This window comes from Paenibacillus zanthoxyli JH29, assembly GCF_000520715.1.
Lineage (GTDB): Bacteria > Bacillota > Bacilli > Paenibacillales > Paenibacillaceae > Paenibacillus_AQ > Paenibacillus_AQ zanthoxyli.
The window spans coordinates 1-6,390 of the sequence record NZ_ASSD01000670.1; the positions used below are offsets into that span (position 1 = coordinate 1).

A 6,390-nucleotide genomic window follows, 5' to 3' on the forward strand; every position below is an offset into this window, starting at 1 on the left:
TATCTGCTTCAGCGGCTCCCTTCGGGCGACGCGGCTGTACGCGCAATGCTGATCGAGCGCAATCTGCGCCTTGTCGTGTACATAGCGCGCAAATTTGAAAATACCGGAATTAATATCGAGGACCTGGTATCCATCGGCGCAATTGGTTTAATCAAGGCGGTCAACACGTTCGATCCCGAGAAAAAAATCAAGCTGGCCACATACGCGTCGCGCTGCATCGAGAATGAAATCCTCATGTATCTGCGCCGCAACAACAAGACGCGCAGCGAGGTATCCTTTGATGAGCCGCTTAATATCGACTGGGACGGAAATGAACTGCTGCTGTCGGACGTGTTGGGCACGGAAAATGATACCATCTACCGAAACATCGAGGAGCAGGTCGACCGCAAACTGCTGCAGAAGGCGCTGGAGAAGCTAAGCGAGCGGGAGCGGCTCATTATGGAGCTGCGGTTCGGGCTGCGCGGCGGTGAGGAGAAGACGCAGAAGGACGTCGCCGATCTGCTCGGCATCTCCCAATCCTATATTTCCCGACTGGAAAAAAGAATAATCAAACGGCTGCGCAAAGAGTTCAATAAGATGGTCTAGCCTGCCCTGAAGGGGAACCTTCCGGGAGGATTTGCCAAGGAATAAAATGGCCGACCGAGGAGATAATGTACAGTAATGTTTCTCCTTGGGAGGTTAATCATCATGACCCGAAATAAAGTCGAGATTTGCGGTGTGGATACCGCCAAGCTGCCCGTTCTGACGAATGCGGAGATGCGGGAGCTGTTCACTTCGCTGCAGCAGCATGGCGATACATCCGCCAGAGAGAAATTGGTAAACGGCAATCTGAGACTGGTGCTGAGCGTGATTCAGCGGTTCAACAACCGCGGGGAATTCGTGGACGATTTGTTTCAGGTGGGCTGCATCGGGCTGATGAAAGCCATCGATAACTTCGATCTGTCGCAGAACGTTAAATTTTCCACTTATGCGGTGCCGATGATTATCGGCGAAATCCGCCGCTATTTGCGGGACAACAATCCAATCCGCGTCTCCCGGTCTCTCAGGGACATTGCCTACAAGGCGCTGCAGGTGCGCGACAGCCTGACGAACCAGAACTCGCGGGAGCCCACGATTTTTGAGATTTCAGAGGCGCTGGGCGTGCCGAAAGAGGATGTCGTATTCGCACTTGATGCCATTCAAGACCCCGTATCCTTGTTCGAGCCAATCTATCACGATGGCGGCGATCCGATTTACGTCATGGACCAGATTAGCGACGACAAGAACAAAGATGTCTCTTGGATTGAGGAAATTGCGCTGCGGGAGGCGCTGCAGAGGCTGGGACAGCGGGAAAAACGCATCCTGTCGATGCGGTTTTTCGAGGGCAAGACGCAAATGGAGGTCGCCGATGAAATCGGTATTTCCCAGGCCCAGGTCTCCCGGCTTGAGAAGTCGGCCATCCAGCAGATGCAAAAGCATGTGAAGTCATAACTCAAATGAGGACAACCATCCCACCCGAGGGTCCGCCTGACGGTGGGTTATTTTTTTGACAATCCTAAATAAAGAGCATTTGACCAAGCTGCCGCTACATATACTTAAAGTATACGTTTGAATTAACAGAGGTGGCGGACATGAATCAGGAAGCTCTGGCTTCGGGCAAAAAAATGAAAATTTCCGATTTTCAGGCCAAAGACGTTATCAATATTATCGACGGGAGACGACTTGGACAAATCAGCGATTTGGAACTGGATCTGCGGCGGGGAGTTATTGACGCGATTATCGTTCCGGGGTATACAAGGTTTTTGGGATTGTTCGGCGGGGGCGCCGATCTCGTCATTCCGTGGCGGAACATTGTGAAGATCGGTTCGGATGTCGTGCTCGTGAAAATGGAGGAACCCCGCCCTTCATCAGAAGCGGAAGAACGGGAGATGCTGGTGATCCAGCGGGAAGAACGGAACGAACGGCGCGCGTATTGAACGCTGCGCTGTCTTTTTTGAGATTATAGGAGTTTGTCTTATGGTACACTTAAAGACGGGGTGAGAGAATGGAACCGTTTGTACAAAATAGCGCCAGTCCGGCATTATTCAGGCTGAAGCCGTGGGCTGACCGTTTTGCTGAAATAACAGCCGGATTTACAGGACGGACCGGGGGAGCCGGAAGCGCGCCTTACGAGAGCCTGAACTGCGCTCTTCATGTGGGCGACATTCCGGAGGATGTCATTAAGAACCGTAAGACCATCGCTGAAAGCCTCGGCTTTGCGCTCGAAGACTGGACATGCGGGGAACAAGTGCACGGGGCGGAAATTGCTGTAGTAACGGCAGGCGACAAGGGGCGCGGCAGCCTGGACCGGACTTCGGCGTTTGCGGACACGGATGGACTTCTGACCAATGTGCCCGGCGTGCTGCTAACTTCTTTTTATGCGGATTGTGTGCCTCTCTTTTTCTATGACCCGGTGTCAGGCGTTGTCGGATTGGCCCATGCGGGCTGGAAAGGGACGGTTGCGGAAATCGCTTCGGCTATGGTTGAGAGAATGGAAACGGTCTACGGCAGCAGTAAAGAAGATATCCGGGCTGGTATCGGACCGAGCATCGGCGGCTGCTGTTATGAAGTGGACGATTTCGTAATGGACCGCGTCCGGAAGCTGGAGGGCAGTCTGGCTCTGGCAGAGGAATCCGCAGACAGCCTGTATCGGCCGTCGACCGCGCATAATGGCAAAATGATGCTCAACTTGAAAGAATTGAACCGACGCATTATGATAAAAGCAGGAATATTGCCGACTCATATCGAATGTACATCTTGGTGTACAAGCTGTAATCATGATTTATTCTTCTCCTACCGCAAGGAAAACGGTGTTACGGGAAGAATGGCGAGCTGGATCGGAATAAAGGAGAGTTGACCGTTGTCCTCGACATTGCAGGAAAGAATAGCCGAAGTCAGCCGGCGGATTGAGCGAGCGTGCGCAAGAAGCGGACGGGACAGCCGTGATGTCCATATCATTGCTGTGACGAAATATGTATCGCTTGAGGCGACATCTGCCGTGCTGGCTTCCGGTCTTGTAAATATTGGCGAGAACCGCTGGCAGGTTGCAGAGAGCAAGTGGGAAGCGCTGGGACATCAAGGAACATGGCATTTTATCGGGCATTTGCAGACCAATAAGGTGAAGGATGTTATCGGCAAATTTCAATATATTCACTCACTGGACCGGATGTCGCTGGCCAAGGAGCTGCAGCGCAAGGCGGAAGCGGAAGGGCTGGGTGTGAACGTTTTTCTTCAGGTGAACGTCTCCGGAGAAGAGTCGAAATACGGCCTGAGTCCGGACAAGGTTCCCGATTTTTTGCAGGCAATCTCACATCTTAACCGCGTCAAAATCATCGGACTGATGACCATGGCGCCGCATGAGGAAGATCCGGAGCTTACGCGTCCGGTATTTCGCGGCCTTCGCGAGCTGCGGGACAAGCTTAACGGTATGGGGCTGACTCCGGAGCCGATAACGGAGCTGTCGATGGGCATGTCGAATGACTTTGAAGTTGCGATTGAAGAAGGGGCCACCTGGGTGCGCCTGGGTACGGTATTGGTAGGCCATGAGGAGGGATCGTAATGGGCGTCATGAACCGGTTTATGAGCTTTTTGGGTTTACAGGAAGAAGAGGAGATCGTTGAACGTGAACCGCTTAACCAGCATGATGAGGAAGATTATGCGCCGAATCCTGTAGAAACGCGCAAAAACCAGCGGGCAGGGAACGTCGTCAGCATCCATTCGCAAAAAAATGTAAAGGTTGTGCTGTACGAGCCGCGCTCCTATGACGAAGCTCAGGAAATCGCCGACCACATTCGCTCGCATCGTACCGTCGTCGTCAATCTGCAGCGGGTCCGCAATGACCAGGCGATGCGGATTATCGATTTTTTAAGCGGAACGGTGTATGCTTTGAGCGGCGGTATTTCCAAAATCGGGGGGAATATCTTCCTTTGCTCGCCGGATACCGTTGAAATCCAAGGCTCCATTTCGGAAATGCTTGCAGACGATCAAGACTATAACAGAATGAGGTGAATGGGCTTTGCCCCAAATCTATTCCATTATCGAAATCCTGTTCAACATCTATTTCTACATGATAATTTTCTACGTGCTGATGTCCTGGCTGCCGAATGTCCGTGACAACTTCATCGGGGAACTGCTCGGAAAGCTGGTGGAGCCATATTTGACGCCGTTCCGCAAGATTATTCCGCCCTTATTCGGAACGATCGACTTTTCGCCGGTTGTAGCTTTGCTCGTGCTGGAGCTTGCGATGAACGGATTGCGGTCCGTGCTGATTTATTTGATAGGATAAGGGATGAAGAACGAAATTTACGGTCATTTTCATCCTGATGAGCGGCAGTTTGTGGACCGGGCCTATGAATGGGTGGAAAATGCGGCCCGTTATCACGAAGTGAAGCTGACGGATTTCCTTGATCCGCGGCAGGGATACATCCTGCAGTCTTTGGTGAACCGTCATCCTGATGTGAAGGTCAGATGGGATGGCGGGCATGAAGAAGCGGAGCGGCGGAGAGCGCTGATCGCTCCCGATTACCGTGATTTGGAAGACGAAGATATAGCGCTGAAAGTGCTGAGCATAACACCTGCTGAGCAGAAACTTTCGGAACTGGAGCATGGAGATTACATGGGTTCCCTGCTTGGTCTGGGAGTCAAGCGAAGCAAAATTGGCGATATCCATGTCCTGGAGAACGGCTGCCATGCCGTCGTGACGTCGGATATCGCTGATTATTTGGCGCTGAATATGAGCAGCGTAGGCCGCGCTCCAGTCAGCGTGGAAGTGCTGCCGGTTTCGGAGCTTCGCAGATCCGAAGTCAGGCTGGAGCCCATGGAGATTACCGTATCTTCCCTGCGGCTGGACGGAATCGCTGCGGATGTGTGCCGGTTAAGCCGGAGTAAAATTCTCGTTCCCGTCAAAGCTGGCCGCGTCCGGGTGAACTGGAAGGTGGAAGAGGACCCTTCTTTCCATCTTAAAGAAAGCGATGTGGTCTCCATTCAAGGCTTTGGGCGGTTCAAAGTGCTGGAGATTGGCGGACTGACAAAAAGAGGCCGATACCGTGTCCGGGTCGGTAAATTTGTATAATTTTCTTGCAGGAATTTCAATACGCTTGTCGAAATTGAATAACTCATGAGGGCAGCTAACATTTGTGGAGCTGGACGCCGATATTTGTAGGAGAGGCGAGTTCTAAGGCATTCACGGGAAGAATGGGTCGATCGCCCTTTCCTAACTTGTTTTTCTGACTTTCTTCTTCGTCCGCGGAGATGAACGGACGTTTGGGCGAGGCCCGAAATTTCTAGGAGGTGCACAGCATGCCATTAACGCCGCTCGATATACATAACAAGGAGTTTACCCGGCGGCTCCGAGGTTATGATGAAGACGAGGTCAATGAGTTTCTGGATCAGGTCATCAAGGATTACGAAAGCATCATCCGTGAGAACAAGGAGCTTAGCAATCAGCTTATGACTCTGCAGGAGCGACTGGACCACTTCACGAACATCGAAGAGACCTTGTCGAAGACCATCATCGTAGCCCAGGAAACTGCCGATGAAGTGAAGAACAACGCGAAGAAGGAAAGCCAGTTGATCATCAAGGAAGCCGAAAAGAACGCCGACCGGATTATCAATGAAGCCTTATCCAAGTCCCGCAAAATCGCGATTGAGACCGAAGAGCTGCGCAAGCAGGCTTCGATTTACCGCACGCGGTTCCGGACGCTGGTGGAAGCACAGCTGGAGCTGTTGTCCCAAGACGATTGGGACGCGCTGGAAAGCCGCGAGGTTCGTGAAGAAGTATTTTAAGGCACTTGCCTTGGCCTGTTGACTTTTGTCGTCAAAGAGGCTATAACTAGAACATATCTGCAACATTTTATATGTATTCGATGACGGGACAAGTACGTCATGGTAATGATCCCCAGAGAGTCGGCGCCCTGCTGCAAGCCGATGATCAGACCGTGCCGGAATATCCTCCCCAAGAAGCGAACCTGAAACGAACCGTTGTGTCGTGCGTAAGGTGAGCCGTTTCCCGGACGTTACACCGGACCCGCGTTCTTGCGCGGGAGCTGAGATCGCGTTGTACTTTGACCGTTAACACGGAAGGAGTCTGCGCGGAATTAGGGTGGTATCGCGAGCGTCGCCTCGCCCCTTTGGGGGCGGGGCGTTTATTTGTTTGAGGGGCGGCGATCCCCCTAAATCCCCCTTACTCAAGGGGGACCCCAAGGGTTGCACCCTCTGGACACCCGCAAGGGTTGGAGAGGAGCGCGGGGCTCGCCGGTTGGGGAGCGGGGCTCGGCGGTGGAGCGGCCCTTCTCGCGGCATCCCCTGTCGGGGACGCCACTCGGGGCCTTCACAGCGCCAGTTGGACGCGAGCGGCTCCGCGCCGCCCGCCTA

9 protein-coding genes are annotated in these 6,390 nt (G+C 53.0%); all 9 read left to right on the forward strand.

Annotated elements, in window-relative coordinates; genetic code table 11:
* A partial coding sequence (gene sigE / locus L691_RS0125855) for an RNA polymerase sporulation sigma factor SigE (protein WP_025693097.1) occupies positions 1 to 585 on the forward strand: 585 nt, incomplete at its 5' end.
* A 102-nt stretch (positions 586 to 687) separates the two neighbouring features.
* A complete protein-coding gene (sigG, locus tag L691_RS0125860; protein WP_025693098.1) occupies positions 688 to 1,470 on the forward strand; it encodes an RNA polymerase sporulation sigma factor SigG in 783 nt (260 codons plus the stop codon).
* 140 nt (positions 1,471 to 1,610) lie between these two features.
* The gene (locus L691_RS0125865; protein ID WP_025693099.1) at positions 1,611 to 1,955 is read left to right on the forward strand and encodes a YlmC/YmxH family sporulation protein; all 345 of its coding nucleotides are present in this window, start codon (positions 1,611 to 1,613) and stop codon (positions 1,953 to 1,955) included.
* A gap of 68 nt (positions 1,956 to 2,023) precedes the next feature.
* Complete coding sequence (pgeF, locus tag L691_RS0125870; protein ID WP_025693100.1) at positions 2,024 to 2,875, forward strand: peptidoglycan editing factor PgeF; 852 nt, start codon at positions 2,024 to 2,026, stop codon at positions 2,873 to 2,875.
* A 3-nt stretch (positions 2,876 to 2,878) separates the two neighbouring features.
* The gene (locus L691_RS0125875; RefSeq protein ID WP_025693101.1) at positions 2,879 to 3,577 is read left to right on the forward strand and encodes a YggS family pyridoxal phosphate-dependent enzyme; all 699 of its coding nucleotides are present in this window, start codon (positions 2,879 to 2,881) and stop codon (positions 3,575 to 3,577) included.
* The gene (locus tag L691_RS0125880; protein ID WP_025693102.1) at positions 3,577 to 4,026 is read left to right on the forward strand and encodes a cell division protein SepF; all 450 of its coding nucleotides are present in this window, start codon (positions 3,577 to 3,579) and stop codon (positions 4,024 to 4,026) included. The genes L691_RS0125875 and L691_RS0125880 overlap by 1 nt, the downstream gene beginning before the upstream one ends.
* A 7-nt stretch (positions 4,027 to 4,033) precedes the next feature.
* On the forward strand, positions 4,034 to 4,303 hold the full coding sequence (locus L691_RS0125885) for a YggT family protein (RefSeq protein ID WP_025693103.1): 270 nt from the start codon (positions 4,034 to 4,036) through the stop codon (positions 4,301 to 4,303).
* Between the two features lie 3 nt (positions 4,304 to 4,306).
* On the forward strand, positions 4,307 to 5,089 hold the full coding sequence (locus L691_RS0125890; RefSeq protein ID WP_025693104.1) for a YlmH family RNA-binding protein: 783 nt from the start codon (positions 4,307 to 4,309) through the stop codon (positions 5,087 to 5,089).
* 227 nt (positions 5,090 to 5,316) lie between these two features.
* Positions 5,317 to 5,802 carry a DivIVA domain-containing protein gene (locus L691_RS0125895; RefSeq protein ID WP_025693105.1) on the forward strand — a complete coding sequence of 162 codons (486 nt, stop codon included), beginning with the start codon at positions 5,317 to 5,319 and terminating at the stop codon, positions 5,800 to 5,802.
* Positions 5,803 to 6,390: the final 588 nt, after the last annotated feature.